This is a genomic window from Stieleria varia (assembly GCF_038443385.1).
Taxonomy (GTDB): domain Bacteria; phylum Planctomycetota; class Planctomycetia; order Pirellulales; family Pirellulaceae; genus Stieleria; species Stieleria varia.
In genome coordinates, this window is the sequence record NZ_CP151726.1 from 205,207 (window position 1) to 221,880 (window position 16,674).

11 protein-coding genes and 2 pseudogenes are annotated in these 16,674 nt (G+C 57.2%); 7 read left to right on the forward strand and 6 right to left on the reverse strand.

Going from position 1 to position 16,674, the window contains the following annotated elements; translation table 11 throughout:
* Window positions 1-57: 57 nt before the first annotated feature.
* Window positions 58-789 carry a type 1 glutamine amidotransferase gene (locus Pla52nx_RS00850; RefSeq protein WP_146517678.1) on the forward strand — a complete coding sequence of 244 codons (732 nt, stop codon included), beginning with the start codon at window positions 58-60 and terminating at the stop codon, window positions 787-789.
* Window positions 790-1,310: 521 nt separating this feature from the next.
* Here the strand turns inward: Pla52nx_RS00850 and Pla52nx_RS00855 are convergent.
* The gene (locus Pla52nx_RS00855) at window positions 1,311-2,861 is read right to left on the reverse strand and encodes a sialate O-acetylesterase (protein WP_231741545.1); all 1,551 of its coding nucleotides are present in this window, start codon (window positions 2,859-2,861) and stop codon (window positions 1,311-1,313) included.
* Window positions 2,862-2,979: 118 nt separating this feature from the next.
* Here Pla52nx_RS00855 and Pla52nx_RS00860 point away from each other — a divergent pair, with 118 nt between their 5' ends.
* Window positions 2,980-3,945, forward strand: coding sequence for a hypothetical protein (locus Pla52nx_RS00860; RefSeq protein ID WP_146517679.1), 966 nt, complete (start codon window positions 2,980-2,982; stop codon window positions 3,943-3,945).
* Between the two features lie 617 nt (window positions 3,946-4,562).
* Here Pla52nx_RS00860 and Pla52nx_RS00865 read toward each other — a convergent pair.
* The 3 genes from Pla52nx_RS00865 to Pla52nx_RS00875 all read right to left on the reverse strand — a co-directional run bounded on the left by Pla52nx_RS00865 (window position 4,563) and on the right by Pla52nx_RS00875 (window position 10,017).
* The gene (locus tag Pla52nx_RS00865) at window positions 4,563-6,512 is read right to left on the reverse strand and encodes a MutS family DNA mismatch repair protein (protein WP_231741546.1); all 1,950 of its coding nucleotides are present in this window, start codon (window positions 6,510-6,512) and stop codon (window positions 4,563-4,565) included.
* 15 nt (window positions 6,513-6,527) lie between these two features.
* Window positions 6,528-8,273, reverse strand: coding sequence for a glycosyltransferase family 87 protein (locus Pla52nx_RS00870; RefSeq protein ID WP_146517680.1), 1,746 nt, complete (start codon window positions 8,271-8,273; stop codon window positions 6,528-6,530).
* A 292-nt stretch (window positions 8,274-8,565) separates the two neighbouring features.
* Entirely contained in the window at window positions 8,566-10,017 is a 1,452-nt protein-coding gene (locus Pla52nx_RS00875) for a Gfo/Idh/MocA family protein (RefSeq protein ID WP_146517681.1), read from the reverse strand.
* 252 nt (window positions 10,018-10,269) lie between these two features.
* Between Pla52nx_RS00875 and Pla52nx_RS00880 the strand changes: the two genes are divergently transcribed.
* Window positions 10,270-11,739, forward strand: a complete 1,470-nt coding sequence (locus Pla52nx_RS00880; RefSeq protein WP_231741547.1) for a sulfatase — start codon at window positions 10,270-10,272, stop codon at window positions 11,737-11,739.
* 443 nt (window positions 11,740-12,182) lie between these two features.
* Window positions 12,183-12,563: a hypothetical protein gene (locus Pla52nx_RS00885; RefSeq protein ID WP_146517682.1), complete on the forward strand. Its 381-nt coding sequence runs from the start codon at window positions 12,183-12,185 to the stop codon at window positions 12,561-12,563.
* An 86-nt stretch (window positions 12,564-12,649) separates the two neighbouring features.
* On the opposite strand, the gene Pla52nx_RS00890 is transcribed toward Pla52nx_RS00885, so the two are convergent.
* Window positions 12,650-13,144 carry a DinB family protein gene (locus Pla52nx_RS00890; RefSeq protein ID WP_197454145.1) on the reverse strand — a complete coding sequence of 165 codons (495 nt, stop codon included), beginning with the start codon at window positions 13,142-13,144 and terminating at the stop codon, window positions 12,650-12,652.
* Between the two features lie 416 nt (window positions 13,145-13,560).
* Between Pla52nx_RS00890 and Pla52nx_RS00895 the strand changes: the two genes are divergently transcribed.
* The 3 genes and pseudogenes from Pla52nx_RS00895 to Pla52nx_RS00905 all read left to right on the forward strand — a co-directional run.
* The gene (locus Pla52nx_RS00895; RefSeq protein WP_146517684.1) at window positions 13,561-14,007 is read left to right on the forward strand and encodes a VOC family protein; all 447 of its coding nucleotides are present in this window, start codon (window positions 13,561-13,563) and stop codon (window positions 14,005-14,007) included.
* Between the two features lie 52 nt (window positions 14,008-14,059).
* A complete protein-coding gene (locus tag Pla52nx_RS00900; protein WP_146517685.1) occupies window positions 14,060-15,067 on the forward strand; it encodes a hypothetical protein in 1,008 nt (335 codons plus the stop codon).
* A gap of 46 nt (window positions 15,068-15,113) precedes the next feature.
* Window positions 15,114-16,310: pseudogene (locus tag Pla52nx_RS00905) on the forward strand (glycosyltransferase); the annotation flags it as partial.
* On the opposite strand, the pseudogene Pla52nx_RS00910 reads toward Pla52nx_RS00905, so the two are convergent.
* Window positions 16,266-16,571: pseudogene (locus tag Pla52nx_RS00910) on the reverse strand (sulfatase/phosphatase domain-containing protein); the annotation flags it as partial. The pseudogenes Pla52nx_RS00905 and Pla52nx_RS00910 overlap by 45 nt on opposite strands.
* Window positions 16,572-16,674: the final 103 nt, after the last annotated feature.

Sequence of the window (16,674 nt, forward strand, 5' to 3'; positions counted from 1 at the left end):
AGAAAGCCTGACCTACAAGAACCATGTCAGGCTAGAAAGCCTGACGTACAAGATGCCATGCGAATCCTGGTCCTTCAACACAGCGCGGGCGACGGACCAGCTGAGTTTGAAACCGTCGTGCGAGAACTCGGACACACGGTCCAGATCATTCGCCTGGATCTCGAACAACGGCTACCGCCCAGCGTCGACTGCGACATGCTGGCCACGTTCGGTGGCGCGTTCTCGCTTGCCATGGATCAGCAACCTGACTGGGTTGCTGCCGAGCAAGTCTTGATTCGGCAGTACATTGCCGCCGGTCGCCGTGTGATGGGCGTCTGTCTCGGTTCACAGTTGATCGCCTCCGCGTTGGGCGGCTTGGTTCGTCGAAACCGGGTCCCCGAAGTCGGCTGGCATCGCGTCGAGCAAACACCTTCGCATGCATCGCAGTTGATCCGAGATTGCTTTCCACAACAGACCACCGTGTTGCAGTGGCATCGCGACACGTTCGATATCCCGCCGGGCGCGTCACGAATCTTTCAATCCGAGGCGTGTGACAATCAAGCGTTTGCGATCGGCGATCAAGTCTTTGGGTTCCAGTTTCATCTGGAAGCCAACGAGCAAACGGTGAAAATCTTTTCCGCCGTCGCTGGCATCCACCGAAGTCTCAATGCGGCCAACGAGTCTGCGTCGAACAGGACGGAGTTGCCCAGCACGGTACACAGCATTGCGGACATTCGATTGCAAACTGCGGTCCATCTGCCCGAGCAATCCAATCTGCTCAAGCGTTTTCTCACGCAGTGGCTCGCGTAGGCGTCCGGTTCACCCGGCGAAACAGGAGAACCGGGTGCTAGCGCACTCCGGCTGATGCAATATTCGGGCTCTGCTTTCACCTCCACCGGCGCAGGAGACTGCTGATTTAGTGAGCCGCAAGGCGCTAGCCGCGGGCCTAATGGTGTTGACGGAACCCTTCGAAGCCCGTGGCTAGCGCCATCGGCTCACAGACACAATGCAACACGATTTAATCAGCAGTCTCCGCAGCTGGGGGAGGTCGGATCGAGCGAAGCAAGATCCGGGAGGGGGCCTACACGCTACAAACCGCGTCGGTGAAATTATTCCTTCACCATACACCCTCCCTCGCATTCGCCTGGACGGCTCTGCTCGACCTCCCCCAAGTTCCTTGGGAGAGGTGACACGGGGAGCCCAGGCCAGCGTCCTGCGGCTCACAAAGTCAGCAGTCGCCGATAGGGCGTAGGCCGCAGTGGCAATCAACCCTGCGGTTCATTCTGGTTAGCAGCGGCACCTACGCCTTCGGCTGCGGGTCAAACGTCGGACTACTTCACGACGCCTTCGGTCACACCTTTCCATTGATCGGTGCGGAAAGGCGTCATGGGGAGACCGGCCGTGTTTTGCACGTTCGCGATCGGGTTGTCCGCCCATGCGTAGCGAACCGCAACGGGCTGCTTGACTTGCTTGCTCCAGACCTCGATGGTGTGTTCGTCGACGATTTGTGCTTCGGCAGGAACGAATTTCTGATCGTCGCCGGCGATGGTGAATCCCACCGGTTGTTTGACATCGAACGTATCGAGATCTCCACCGGCGTCGTCAAACGTCACACGGATTCTGTCGCCGTCGACCTCCATCGACTGGTACGTCGGGCTTTGTGATTGGACGTCCACCGCGTAATCCTTTGCGAGAGCCAAACGAGATAACCGCAGGGCGACGTCTTGTTTGTTTCGCGGGTGGATGTCAGCGGCTTCGCCCAAGTCCACGATGACGGCTTGCCCTGTGTTGGGCAGTGCCAGGGTCATCGTTTGGGCTTCACGGAGTTCTGCCCAATCGCTATCGGCGGGCTCGTCGACTTCGTTCATGAAGTCTGCCAGTTGGACCCAGTAGAACGAGAAGTCTCCTTGTCCCCATTCCTCACGCCAGCTTTGGATCATCAGGGGAAACAAGTCACGGTACTGGTAGGCGCGTCCGGCGTTGCTTTCTCCTTGGTACCAGATCACGCCACGGACGGTGTAACCGATGGTGGGTTTGAGAACGCCGTTGTACAAGTTGGCGGGGCGATGTTGGCCGACCAGATCATTTCGCGGAGCGGCGGGTCGGTTTCCTTTCTTGTCGGTCTGCCACTTGGCGAGTCGCTCTCGATAGTCAGCCATCGCGGCTTCGTGATCATAGGTCTTGGCGCGTTCGTCCCAACGTTGCAGCAACTCGTCGTACTTGCCGTCCTGTTCCAAAACGTCGCGTCGAACCCAGGCTTCCGCAGCCGAACCGCCCCATGCGTTGTCGATCAATCCGATCGGCACGTCGAGGGTTTGGTGCAACTGTCGGCCAAAGAAGTAACCGACGGCGGAGAAATTCGGGACGGTCTCAGGCGTGCAGGCTTGCCACTGTCCGTTGAAATCGTCTTGCGGTTCTTGCGTGCCGACTTGCGGAACGCTGATCAAACGGATGTTGGGATATTTCGCCGTCATCTTTTCCAGATCGGCGTCGTTGGCGCTGTTGACCGGCCATGCCATGTTGCTCTGGCCTGAGCAGATCCAAACTTCGCCGATCAACACGTCGGTGAATGTTTTGGTTTGATCTCCCGAACTGATGGACAACTCGTGCGGACCGCCGGCGGGCATCGCGGGCAACGAGACTTCGAATCGACCGTCCTCGTTGGCGGTGCCTGTGACGGAGTTTTCCGCCAGTGTGACCGTGGCCTCGCTGCCGGCGTCGGTCCAGCCCCACACGCGGATGGGTTTGTCGCGTTGTAGGACCATCGAATCACTGAAGATGGAACTCGTGCGGATCTCGGCGTGAGCCAGCGAGGGCATCGCGGCGGAAAAGGCCGTGACGGCAAGGGACATGACGGTGAACTTGAACAACGTTCGAATCATTGGGGCTGCTCCAAAGGAGAGGCGGGGGGAGGAAATCGAGGCTGGGGGCAGCTATCATACACGGACGCGGGCAACGCATTGCGTTTGCCTCCGTGGCGGTACTCACCGGAATCCAAAGATGTTCCCACTTGCTCGACCCAAGATCACTTTGCTGGCTTCGTTCTGCGCAGTCACGGTCTTGGCTACGGCCACGGGACGCGTCGCGTCCGGGGCAATCATCTCGGGATTCGACCCCGCTCGTCATGAGCGTTTCTTGATGGATGGGACCGCCAATCCTGGATTCCTGGTCGACGAATCCTTGATCTCCGGCATCGCTGTGGAGCGAGCCGTGTTGATCACGCCGATGCACTACATCACGGCCGTCCATGCCGGATCGACCATGCCGACCTTCTTGGGCAGCGACGGCAACTTGCACACCTACATGAGCGCCGGAGCGGTTGCCCTGACCACGACGCTGCCCGGTGGAGTAGTCGTCGACAGTGACATCGCGTTGCACACTTTGACGGCACCGATTCCGATGGCCGACGGCGTGTCACCGATGGCAATCATCGGCGGAGACCCGAACGATTTGATCGGGCACGAATTCTATGTGTTCTCCGGCGATCAACGAGCCGGCCGAAATGTGGTCGACGTTGTGGAAGTGATAGAGTTTGATACCGGATTGCGTGACTCGGTGGCGATTGGGTATTCGTACGATACGCCGACCAATGGCGGCTCCGGCGGCTTGGGGATCGACGAAGCCGGCTTGTTGGGTGGTGACTCAGGGAACCCAGCGACCATTCTGATCGATGGGCAAATGGTCTTGATCGGTGCTCACTTTGGAACTGATGTGCCAATGGGCAGCAGCGCCAATGCCGGTGATCGGTATGACAGTTACAGCACCGTGTTGTCACCCTACGTGGACGAGATTCAAACACTGGTTGCAGTGGATGGTTTCAGTGCGCAAGTGATTTCGATCACCGCGGTTCCCGAACCGAGTGTGGCCGCGGCATGCTGGATGACATTGGCGATGGTGGTCCTACGTCGACGCAGGAGAGTGCTGACTGAGTCGTCTTGCGTTGTGCCCGTGAGCCGATGGCGCTAGCCACGGGCCTCGAAGGGTTTCGTCAACACCATGAGGCCCGCGGCTAGTGGCCTGTTGATTTAATCGAAATTGGGAACGCAAGGGTGAGCCGTGGGCCGTAAGGCACCGGGCAATGCGGTAGGCCCGGCCGCTTACGCGTCGCGGCTCACTAAATCAACGGCCCGCTAGCGCTGGACTGCTCAAAGTTTGGTGTTGTGTCTTTTATGGTTTGCGCAAGTTTTCTGTCACCTCCACCGGCGCAGGAGACTGCTGATTTAGTGAGCCGCAAGGCGCTAGCCGCGGGCCTAATGGTGCTGCCCCAACCCTTCGAGGCCCGTGGCTAGCGCCATCGGCTCACAGTGATAACGAAAAACGATTAAATCAGCAGTCTCCGCAGCCGGGGGAGGTCGGATCGAGCGAAGCAAGATCCGGGAGGGGGCCTACGCGGCGCAAACCGCGTTGGTGAACCTATTGCTTCACCCATACCCCCTCCCTCGCATTCGCCTAAACGGCTCTGCTCGACCTCCCCCAAGTTCCTTGGGGGAGGTGACAAAGGAATAGAACGGTGGCTTCGAAAAGACGTGTCAACAGCAAACTTTGAGAAGTCCAGCTGGGCGATCAATAAACGGTGCCTCGTGCTATCGTCGCTCGCCAAGTCCGACCATCTCCAGTAGCCGCAACGCGTTGGTCGTGGGCGAAACACCTTGACGCATCTTGTAGTCGAACGTCATTTTTTCGTTGCCGTCCGCGTCGGGCTGTATGGTTTCGCGGAAGTGGACCGTTGTGGCCACCGAGACCAAGTCCGGCTCGTCGGCCAGTTCCAGGTCGTGGGTGCTGATCGCGCCGATGGCACCGACCTCCATCAAGTGCCGCAAGACTTGGACGACCGCGATTTGACGTTCGCGGCTGTTGGTGCCTTGCAGGATTTCATCGAGCAAGAACAGGGAGACACATTCGTTGTGTTCGGCCAATGATCTGGCTTGCTCGACGACTCCCTTCAAGCGTTGTAGTTCGGCCATGTAAAACGAAACGCCGGCGCTGAGGTTGTCGCTGACACGGATGCTGGTCGCCAGTTCGACTGAGGGCAGCGAAAACTCCTGGGCACAGACCGGGCCTCCGGTGGCTGCCAATGAAATGTTCAATCCGACGCTTCGCAACATCGTGCTCTTGCCCGACATGTTGCTGCCCGTGACCAGCAACACGGTTCCCGGCGGTCCGACGCTGACATCGTTGCACACGCGGTCTCGCTCACGCAGCAGTGGGTGACCGAGTTGGATACTGGATACCGCTTTCTTGGTCGCGTCGGATTCGTTCGCGGAAACCCAATTCGGATACACCCAGTGCGGATACTCGTCCGCGATGGCGGCGACCGACAGCAGGGCTTCCCAACTGCCCAATGCCTCGAACCAACCGGCGACGGAGTCACCATACTGCGATTGCCAGTTTTCCAAGCGATCCAGTACCCGCAGATCCCACAACGCGAACGCTTGCAGGGGTAGGTACAGCAGGAACGTGGCGGCTCCTTGGCGAAGCGAACCGGCTGCTGCGACCCGCTGCAAAGCATGCATTCCCTTGGTCGCCGAACGCTCGCTGTCGATCAGCAACCGGCGGATCGATGCAATACTGTCGTCGCCATCCGACGTGTTCGAGGCGGGCAGCCAGGTGGCTGAGTCAAACAGTTCCAAGTAATGCTGAACCGATTGCCGATTGGACATCGCGATGGAAAAGATCTCGTGCGCCGGCCCCAAGAACAATGCCGTGAATCCAAAGTTCAATACGCCCAGGCCGATCAACGCGGCGAGTGATGTCGCTAACAAATTCGGAGGTCCCGCGCCGATGGCTCCCACCACCACGGCCGCGATCAAGACGACGGCGATCACCACGGACACGTTTGCCCAAACCAACAGTCCACGACGTTGGTCCAACCATCGGTCACCGGCGGCCCACTGAGCGAATCGGTCGGGTGTTCCCGTGCTCTCACTGACTTCGCCTGCCAATCGATAGAACCTCAATCGTTCCTCACGCATCGGCGCCAACGTCTCGACGGCGCGACGACGGTGTGTGGCCAAATGTTGGTCGGCTGGGGCAGTCATCCAGCGGGCAAGCGTGCGAATGCCGGGCGCGGTCGACGCCATGGACACGAGTTGAAACAGCGATGCCTTTCCCAACAAATCCAGATCGTCCGCTGCGGCCTGTTGGTGGTCGGGCAAATTCAACTCGCAGTGGCCGTCGGGGCCAAAGGGGTCCGTCAGTTTGTCCCAGTTGCGCTCGACACGGGCGATCAAACGATTGGCGACCTTGCGATTGCGACTGAGCTGTTCCAGGCGGTCGCGGATCGGTTCGTTCATCACGACCGCGACAAAGAATGCAGCAAAGAGACACCAGCCCAGGATCACCACGCCGGAGGGCAGCGTTCCCAAGTAACCGAGTGCCAGCACCACAAGGGCGGCAAAGAACAGGCCCGCTCGGATGTTGCCGTATCGTGAATCGCTTTGCTTGAGTTCCGCACGCTCGTTTTCAATGGACTCCAGCAGCGCTCGGTAGCGACTCAGTGCCGAACTGTCGTCGCCTGGTATCGTGTCATCCATGTTGTGCGTCAACTATCAACTTGCGGGAGCTTCGAGGGGGACGCCTCCGCCGCTTGCTCGCACGACTTTCAACGCCACACGATCTTGCAGATTGGGACGAAAGATCGTCAACAGCAGCAGCGGCAGGAACCAAGCGATGTACAGACCGCCGCCATATCCGTGCCAAAACTGAGCTGCAACCATGACAGCCGCGGAACAACTGATCAAGGTCCCCAGGTTTTTGGGCGACGGCCAGGACGCAAAGAAGAAACAAAGGATCAAAAAGGCAACAATGACTGGCAGACGATAGACAGGATCCCAACCCAACCCCCAAATCCCTCGCGGTGTCATCGTCGGTTTGAAAAGTCCGAACATTCGCAACAAATGATCCACCAACGTCTCGGTGCCCCCAAAGGTCAGCAACGCCATCAGGATGGTCAAGGTCACGATCACCGCAGCGGCAAAGCGACGGACTCCGCGACGCCAATAAAAACTGCACCACAGCGGCAACAAAAACAGCGGATAGTAAACCAGTCCGGCAGCCAAACCGATGAACACACCGGCCACGGCGGGTTTGCGATACGTCAAGATCGCCCACAACAAGAGCGCAGCGGGCAGCGCATGATCGACCCGGCCCGTCATCTGCGCGGTGTACGGCATGATCAGGTACAGCGTCGCACAGCCGACCCCCGCTCGAAGATTATCAAAGTGGCGATTGCCGATCAAAACGATGCCCGAGACGATCGCCAAGTGAGCCATGATCGCCATGATCTTGGCCACCAAAGTCCAGCCCTGCGCGCTCAAGTCCAGCTCATCCGGCGTCGCAGGCTCTTCGCCGCCCAAGGCGGTGCTGACCGGTCGCGTTGTGATCGTCGGCAACTTGTGCATCAAAGCGTAGCCGGGACCAAGTTCCGGACCCTGCCATACCTGCATCCGCGGTGTACTCGTCACGACGTTGCCCATCATGAAAATGAACAACGAGATGCTGATGAAATAGAGTCCACCGGTGGTCAGATTGGGATCCAGCAACGGACGACGAACCATCATCGGATCGATCATCAATCGCACCAGGATCATGAACTCGACAAAGAACAACAGGATGAAGCCCGATCGTTGAAGCTGTCGCGCAGAGTATGCCGCAGCGGACTCCATCGGGTCCTTTTCCATCGAGGTCGCTTCCAAATGCCGGTCCAATGCGTTGGGATCGGTCAGCAGCGGAGAATTGGTTTCTTCCTGGAGTGTGGGCTCGACAGTGACTTGAGGGGCCTCCTCCGTCACGGTCTCCGGTTTGTTTGAGTCGCTGTCTGGGACGCTGGCTGGATTACTCTTGGGGTCTCCCGAATCATCTACGTCGGTTTCCGCCTCGGTAGTGTTTTCGCTCTCAGGGTCCGCTTGAGAACGGATCAGCATGGTGGGCCGACTATCAAACGATGCGTATCGGGAATTCTCGCCACTCGAATCACGCAGCGAGGACTGATCATCCAGTTGACCCTTCGTTGACGAAAAGGGATGCCTCTGTGTGGTCGGGTGGTCTGATTCTCGCCGGTCGGCTTGATGGGACCGCGCGGCCAATTGATCCGATTCCAGCTCCCGGAGTTGTCGCCGCCGGCCTTCGTGGACCATCAACAAACCCGGCGCCAGCAAAATCAGCAGCACGATATCTAGATTTCGGACACTCCAAAATCGGTGAAAGACAAAGTACAAGCCGATCGTCAGAAACGACGACATGTACACCCATGTCGTCGGATCGGGACGCTTGTAATAAAGCAGGAACTCGCTCATATGGCATTCGAGCCGGCATCATGCCGGCTCATGAGTTTCTTGACTGCGTTTGATGAGGGACGCACCCCATGTACTCCGCCTGAGTCTTGTCAAACGGAGTCCAAGTACTCGGTGTCAACGATTGTGGGGAGTCAAAGGTATTGGGGAGTCAATGATTTCGGGGTGACATTGCTTTCTGGGTGACAACGCCGAGCTCGAACATTCGAGTCGGCGGACGACAATCTAGCAAAATCCCGTTTCCTGTGGGGGACCGGCTCGTAAAGCCGGCCATTTGCCATCCAGAAAGAGGGAATCACACGATTTCGGGCACTTCGTAACCCTTGCGGTACTCGCGACTGAGGAATCCGTTCGCCGAATCCGCGTTTTCACCGACAAACTGCTGGGTTTTGCTATCAAGCGTCAACATGCCGCTCATTTGGATCTCGTCGCTTTCCAGCTTCAGGTCGTGCGCGGCCAGATGCTCGTCCATTTCTGCGATCAAGGCGTTCCACTCATCCAGCTTGACCTCCCGGGCTTGCTCACGCGAGAACGGCTTTCCGGCGCGGAAGGCCACGTTGGCCAAGTTGCACCAGCCGGTGCTGTCATTGCCCACCGCGATCTCCGCGTTGAGAATCGACGAGTCGCCTTTGCGAACGGCCTCGATGAAGTTGGCCTGGTGCTTGACATCGCCGTTGCCTTTGAAGGTCCGGATGGTCTTGCCGTCCTTGTCGATGGCCTTTGCGTTGCCCCGCTGGCCTTCGAATCGGCCGCCTTCGCAGTACGCGATGTAGCCACTGCCGGGGCCGGGGTGGGCAGGAGATTTCTTGCCGCCTGGTTCCGATGGCAAGTTGCTCAGTCCGATGACGACCGGGATGGTTCCCGTGTCAAAGTAAGCGAAGTGAACATTGGGAGTTTGGCCGGCGTCTCCGAGCGCTACGCGTCCGCCGCCGCCAAGGATTCGCTGAGGCAAAGCGACGGAGTCTTGGAAGATGTTGTTGCGAAGGTCATCAAGCACGTGGACGCCCCAGTTGCCCATCTCGCCGCTACCCGTGTTCCAGTCCCAGTGCCAATCGTAGTGCAGGTTGTTGCGATAGATCGGTTGGTCTTGAGCAGGGCCCAGCCACATGTCGTACGCTACTGATTTTTCGATCTGTAGGGGAGTTTCTCGTTTGCCGATGGAACCGCGAATGCCGTATCGATTGACACGCGCGGCTTTGATTTCGCCGAGGCCTTTTTCTTCGTGCAAGAATTTCTTGATCTCGGCTTGCATCGGATCGCTTCGCTGTTGCGTTCCGATCTGGCAAACACGCTTGTACTTGCGTGCCGCGGCAACGGTTTGTTTGCCTTCCCATTGGCTGTGCGAAAGCGGTTTCTCGACGTACACGTCTTTACCGGCTTCCATCGCCCAGATGGCGGCCAAGCAGTGCCAGTGATTGCAGGTGGCGACAACGACCGCGTCGATGCTGGGCGATGCGATCAGCTCACGCAAATCGGTCCATCCTTGGGCTTTGGGGAAACGCTTCTTCGCGGCACCCAAGCGATTCTCGTCGACATCGCACAATCCGGCGATGTTCACTCCGTCGACTTTGCTGAACTGCCCCATCAAATCGTTTGCACGCCCCCCGCAACTGACGAACCCGAGATTGATTTCGTCGTTCGCATTGGCCGCACGCAGCGAACGCGCAGGTAGCGATGTGGTGAGGGCCGCGGCGGCAGCCAGGGCGGACGATGTCTTGGCAAATTGCCGACGAGAAAGCTTGCTCATTGCGAAATCCCATGGGGGTGGTGTGCGATAAAGGCGGTTCCGCATTGTAAACAATGTGAACTCGATTCACAGCAGCGAAGCGACCGGAAAAAAAAGCCGAATCGGCGTGTTTTGCCACGTCGGACCAAAACCAGCCGGTCCATGAACAACTATCCTTTCGAAAACCGAAACCGAACGGTGCCGTCAAGAAATGGCCCGCAAATGCAAAGAATGTAATCAAACCTCATGGCCACTCTCCATCAACACCTTCCAATGCTTCATCACCTACCAATGCGGCATCCCCAGACGATCCGCCTTGGCCAGTCAACGCCCATCTCCTCATACGTCGCGTTTCTCTTCGCGATTGCCATGGCGACTTTCCTGCTGCCCCGTTGCCTCGCGGAGGAACCCCAAAATCGTCCGAACGTCTTGTTCATCGCCGTGGACGATTTGCGGCCTGAATTGAACTGCTATGGAAAATCTCACATTCATTCGCCCAACATCGACCGGTTGGCCTCCAGTGGTATGTTGTTCCAGCGGTCTTACTGCATGGTCCCCACGTGTGGAGCCTCGCGATCAAGCTTGATGACTGGATTGCGACCGACGAAAAATCGGTTTGTCAATTATCTGACGCGTGCCGACAAAGACGCTCCGGGGATCACGACACTCAATACCCACTTCAAGAACAACGGCTATCACACCGTGTCCAACGGCAAGGTGTTTCATCACACAGACGACAATGTCGGGGGATGGTCCGAAGCTCCTTGGAGACCAAATGCAAAGTCCTATCAGCTCGCCGAGAATCAAAAGCTGCAAGGCCGAAAAAACGCCAAGGGCAAATTGCTCAGAGGCCCCGCTTTTGAAGCCGCCACTGAGGACGACGAACAATACGCGGACGGCATGACGGCTGCAAAAACGATCGACGACTTGCGGCGATTGTCCAAACAAGATCAACCGTTCTTCTTGGCGGTCGGGTTCATGAAACCGCACTTGCCATTCGTGGCGCCACAAAAGTACTGGAATCTGTACGATCGAAATCAAATTCAATTGCCAGCCAACTACAAAGTTCCCAAGGACGCGCCCGCCGAAGCGATTCACAGCTCTGGTGAACTTCGGGCGTACCATGGAATTCCTCCCCAAGGTCCCGTGTCCGACGAGACCGCCCTGTCGATGATTCACGGCTACTACGCTTGCGTCAGTTTCACCGATGCACAAGTCGGTCGAGTGCTGTCAGAACTGGATCAACTCGGATTGCGGGACAATACGATCGTGGTTTTGTGGGGCGATCACGGCTGGAATCTTGGTGACCACACCCTGTGGTGCAAACACAGTTGTTTTGAATCGTCGATGCACGCCCCGCTGATCGTGCGGGCGCCCGGTATCCAAGGGGGAACAAAGACGAACGCATTGACCGAATTCATCGACATCTATCCCACCCTGTGTGATTTGACGGGGCTTGAAAAGCCGTCTCACTTGGCCGGACGCAGTTTCACCCCATTGCTACATGACCCCGACATGCCATGGAAGTCCGCCGCCATCGGTCGTTTTCAATCCGGCGACACGATTCGCACTGACCGCTATCGATTCTCCGAGTACACCACCCGAGACGGAAAACAGACCGCTCGCATGTTGTATGATCACGAAGCCGACCCGTTGGAGAACATCAACGTTGCTGAACAAAGTTCTCTGACCAATGAAGTCGACAAGTTGACCACGCGTCTAGAGAATGAAAAAGGAAAGTAAGTGCTCCCAGGCGACGCAGCCCTGGATGTCGGTGAGTCACGTTGACCCTCACTCAATCGAGTCTGAGTCGGGAGTGTGTTCTGGCCGCTTGGTAAAGGATGAGGGCAGGCTGTGCTGGCGTGAAACCACTGTCACGTCGCCCGACACTGCCAAAATCCTCCGCAAGACCTCCATGAGCTTGCCTCGTGGGTGAAAAAGTTTTGGAGTTAGTTCGCGATTCCTTCCAAAGCCAGCAACTATTCGGCTTGCTTGTTTCTAACCATGAAAACGATTGCTCACGCCAGGCAAGCTGGCATGGGGCACGTGCAGCGACCAAGCTGAAAGCATAAAACACCCAAGAGACACGGACTCGCTGCACAAAAATCCGAAATGCGATTCATCTCTCGTGATTCGCGTTACACTGAGAGGAGATGATGGCCGGTGGCTTCGAGAGGAATGATTGGGTGAAAACGAGATTCGATTCGGTTGATGAATTCTATCAGGAGATGGGTGCGTTGCTTGGAATCGACGCGGATGAAGTCGCAAGAATGTTTGGTCCGCGTCAGTCTCCTGAGCCGACCGCCAAAGAAATCGAGGCTGAGCCGAAAGAGATCGAGCGAATGTGCAATTGCTGCAGACTCCCGTTTCTTGTTAGCCGAAGATTTGCCGACGACGTTCCGCAAGAGAGCCCTTGGTGTTTTTGTGGTCGGTGCTTTGACTATGCATCCACTGGAGACCTCACTCTCGCCGAACAGACGCGGTTCCCCGTTGGGCCACCGCCACGCGACCTGGAGGAGCGAATTCGCAAGTGGAAATCGTCAAGCGGCGATGATGTTCCGACATAGCTCAGCAACATCACGGGAATTGTCGACAGGCAAAGACCGATCACAAACGGAATTCTCAAAAACTGTGAAGCCATCAAATCCGCTTCTCATTCATCGTAGACCGGTGTCAGTTCGATTCCATTCATCCGTAGATAGACCGACAGGATGGCTCGGTGATGGACCGTGTGGTTGAGGACCCACGTTCGCAAACACTCGCCTTTGGAGATGGTGAATAGAGTTTGCCCGCCAGATTTTAATGACCAGTCTTCGGCGAGCTGTTCATCGGTCGCTGCCTCTATCGCTGCTCGCGCCTGCGTGACGGCAGTGTCAAATGCGTTGAGAATCTCAGCGGGGTCCTCCAGCGACGGTACCTCCGGCTTTGGACCCTCCAGTGGTGCCATGTCGAACTCATCGTTTGCGATGATTTGCGGTGTCCAGCCGATGAGGTCCGCAATATGGTTCGCGTTCCACCCGATGGATCGCAGTTTCTCATCAGCCTGCCACGATAGACTTTCCGGCGTCAACGCGGCAAGCACCTTCCGCGTACGCGGCATTTCACGGTCAAATTCAGGAAGCATCAGATGTGAAAGTGTCTTCGGCATGATAGAAACCTCTTTGTTCATCGATTCTGGACCACCAAGCGTGACGATGAGCGTACCGTATTTCGTCATGCAGGGGACGTGCGGAAAATTGTTGCTGCCTATGACCGTGAAGCGGTCTCAGACGGTAGCCGGCGATAGAGCGCAGCGATCATCGCCGGTTCATTCTGACGAGAACCGACCCCGGAGGCGGTCGCAGCCCAGATTCCGAGAAGTCTGCGACACCCTGCGGGGTCGATTCGACATGGTCGTCGCATACCACGGGTGCGCCTTCGGCGACCCGTGGCTACCTTCTGCGATCCCTTGCGGGATCCAATTTCACACTTAAGAATCAGTACCCATACTGATGGGTAATCAAAGATGTCAGCAATGCACTTCACGTCCCGAGCATGACCTACAAATACTGAGGAGCAACAGCAGTGCAGCAACGAATCAGCCTGATCACATTGGGAGTCCGCGATCTAGCGGTGTCCAAGCGGTTTTACACGGAGATTCTCGGCTGGGAACCCGTCGAGAGTCCACCGGAGGTCGTCTTCTTTGATCTTGGAGGACTTGTGTTTTCGCTTTACCCTCACGAAAGCCTCGCCGCAGATTTCAATACCACCGCGCCGACTGATCAGCCAACCTATCGGGGTTTCACGTTGGCGCACAATCTACGCAGCGAAGCAGAGGTGAATGCGTTGTTCGAGCATCTCAAGAAACACGATGTCGTTATCCTCAAAGAGCCGGAGAAAGTCTTCTGGGGCGGCTACTCGGGTTACTTCACCGATCCCGATGGTCACTGTTGGGAAATCGCCCATAATCCGTTTTGGACGATCAAGGATGACGGTCGAATCGAGATGCAGCCGCCCGATGTGGATGAATGAATTATGTACGTCGAGCAATCATTGGCTCCATCAGTCCTCGGAGTTATCTAAGATGCATTACAGAATCCATCATCTCGCCTGCGTCACTGTCTTGTTCGTGACCTTGGCTCAGGCAGCCGAAACCGGAACGCCCGCTGGCATCGCCAGCCGTTATCCAAACGATCAAGGCATCCAGGATGACCCGGCGGTTGTGTTCGTCGAGAACTTTGAAGACGCCAGTCTGGAGGTGATCGGCAAACGCTGGGACACCGTCCGCAACAGCGATGTCATGTCGTTGTCGAACATCGTTCCAGAGGGCAGCGGTGGAAAACAGTCGTTGTTGATCTCGCAACTCGCCGAGAAGGGGACGGGCGCGGACCTGTATCGTCAACTAGATCGTGGCTACGAAAAGCTCTACACGCGGATGTATGTACGATTTGCGGACGACTGTCAGCCCGTCCATCATTTTGGAACGTGTGTCGGTGGCAATCATCCGGCGACACGATGGCCTTCCGTGCGTGCAGGCCAACCCACCCAAGGCGATAAGTCTTTCTGGATCGGCATCGAGCCCTTCGGCCAAAAATGGCAATGGGATTACTACGCGTACTGGTGCGAGATGCGAGGAAGTCCGCCTCGTGGTCAGACTTGGGGCAACTCCTTCATTCATGACGAGTCTCTGCAGGTCCGCAAAAACGAATGGACGTGCATCGAGTTGATGGTCGCCATGAATGATGTGGGAGACACCAACGGCGAGCTTGCACTTTGGATCGACGGCCGCCAAGTCAGCCACTTGGGAAAGGGGTTCCCCCATGGCAAATGGACGTTCGACAAGTTCCAGCCTGGTGCTGAAGGAGAGGGCGTGACATGGAATCACGCCAAAGGAGACCGAGATTACTTTCGCTCAGCAAGCGGCGGTGATCCCTTCGAAGGATTCCGTTTTCGCACCGTGAAAGACCTCAACGTTAATTTCCTGTGGCTGTACCTGTACATCACCAAAGGCACTCCTGGGCATGCCAACCGCGTCTGGTACGACGACGTCGTTGTCGCAACGCAGTACATCGGCCCCTTGGCGAAAAAGTGATCGACCGGGTCTCCGCCGAAGTCGTCATTCTCGCCATCAACCAGCCATGCGAATCCTGATCCTGACCGTCGGAACGCGAGGCGATGTACAGCCCTATCTGGCGTTGGCGTTGGGTTTGCAGGATGCGGGGCACGACGTTCGCATTTGTACTTGCCAGATCTTTGAGTCGTGGATCGCATCGCGCGGTGTTGGTTACCTGCCTCTGAACAATGACATTCGCGACTTCATGGAGTCGGACGACGGTCGGCTGGCGATGGAGACCACCACGAATCTGCTGGCTGCTATTCGGACCGGAGTTCGGTTGATGCCCAAGCTCAAAGGCATGATGCATCGGCAGATCGACGAAATGTGGGCCGCCGCTGAATCGTTCCAACCCGATTTGATCTTGTTTCACAAAAAGGCAATCGGAGCCGAAGACTTTGCCGAAAAGCTTGGGTGTCGATGCGCTCTGGCGTTCTATTTGCCCATGTACGTTCCAACAAGTGAGTCGCCAGCGTTCGGGTTTCCGAGATTGCCCCTGGGCGGCCTGTATAATCGATTGACTTATCGTGCGGTCGAAATCGTGACACGATTGAGCGCTAGAAAATTCGTCAAGCGATGGCGAGAATCCCATGGCATGCCAGCCAATCGTCCGCCCTTTTTTCAGCACGCGGATGGAACCCCGATTTCGTCATTGCAAGCGTACAGTCCATCGGTCGTTCCTCAGCCGAGCGACTGGCCCGATCACGCGTTAGTCACCGGTTATTGGTTTCTCGATTCGGAATCAAACTATCAGCCGTCCCAGCCACTGGTCGATTTCATCGAGCAGGGTCCGCCACCGATCTACGTCGGTTTTGGCAGCATCTTTGGTCGCGACCCCCGAGCGACGACGCAGCGTGTGATTGAGGGAGTACGCCAGTCGGGATGTCGAGCAATTCTGGCGTCGGGCTGGGGAGGACTTGATCTGCGAGATTTGGATTTACCCGAGTCGATGCTGGCGATCGAGACCGCTCCGCATGACTGGTTGTTTGAGCGAGTGGCCGCGGTGGTGCATCACGGGGGCTGTGGAACGACCGCCGCTGGACTTCGCGCAGGTCGTCCCACGATCATCTGCCCATTCTTTGGTGATCAACCTTTCTGGGGCCGCATCGTGCACGGATTGGGGGTCGGGCCCAAGCCAATACCACAACGCAAACTGACGGCGGAAAAGCTTGCGGCGGCAATCCGATCGACGCTCAGTGACAGTACGATGCGATCCAAGGCAGCCGAGTTGGGGATGAGAATACGGAGTGAAAATGGCGTCTCCAACGCGGTGAATTTTATTCAGCAGATCCCACGTCCGACATAGGTCGTGGGAGTCTTCTGCTGCATCCGTTGGCAACTGGATACTCAGTGCCGAGGCCAGCGTGGCCATGATGTCGATTTGGGACACCAGGGCGTTGCACGTCGAACCGGGCTGCGTCTTTCCTGGCCAACGAATGATGTACGGCACGTGGTGTCCGCCTTCGTAGATGTCGCGTTTGAGCCTGGGGCACGTAGGCGAGCCTCTCCGAGGCTCGCGATTTCGCGTCTCGGAGAGACGCGTCTACGTGTTGCGACGACGTGTTGCGACGACGTGTTGACCACGT